Origin of the sequence: Rhodocyclus gracilis (genome assembly GCF_009617575.1) — a bacterium.
GTDB lineage: Bacteria > Pseudomonadota > Gammaproteobacteria > Burkholderiales > Rhodocyclaceae > Rhodocyclus > Rhodocyclus gracilis.
In genome coordinates this window covers 1-651 of sequence record NZ_WIXJ01000026.1, presented here as the reverse complement: position 1 = coordinate 651, position 651 = coordinate 1, and the positions used below count along the sequence as shown (strand labels likewise).

Here is a 651-nt window from a genome sequence, read left to right as displayed (position 1 = left end):
GAACGGATCGAGCCGGCCACATCAATCGCCAGGCACTCGCGGGTGTATTCGTCGATGACGGTCAGGCATTTCAGTGCTTGTCCGTTGGCACAGCGGTCGAAGACGAAGTCGTAGGCCCACACCTGCCCGGCGGCGAGCGGTGCCCGCGGCCGGGCTGTGGCAATCCGTCGGCGGGGACGCTTGCGCGGCACCTGAAGTCCTGCCTGACGCCACAAGCGCCAGGTACGGTCCGCACTCATCCGATGGCCTTGCCTTTCCAGGAAGACCCGAATTCGCCGGTAACCATAGCGCGGGTATTGCGCCGACAGAATCGCCATCGCTGCCAGCGCCGGTGCGTCCTTCTTCCGCCGCCGCGATTCGTAGTGCAACGCGGAGCGCGCAAGCCTCAGCAGCGCACACGCGCGTCGTTCCGACAGGCCACGCCGCTTGGCGTACTCGACCTGCTGACGTCGCGCGGGTGCGCTCACCATTTTTTTGCGGCGATCTCCTTCATCACCTCGATCTCAAGATCCCGCTCGGCCAGCAGTTTCTTCAACCGGGCGTTCTCCTGTTCCATCTGGCGCAGCTTCTTCACCTCGTCGGCATCCAGGACGCCGTACTGCTTGCGCCAGCTGTAGATCGTCTGCTCGCTGATGCCGTGCTTCTTCGCAA

Annotated in this window: 1 pseudogene; it reads right to left on the bottom strand. The window is 64.1% G+C overall.

The window, feature by feature from the left end:
* Nucleotides 1-651, bottom strand: a pseudogene (locus GHK24_RS13475) (transposase); the annotation flags it as partial.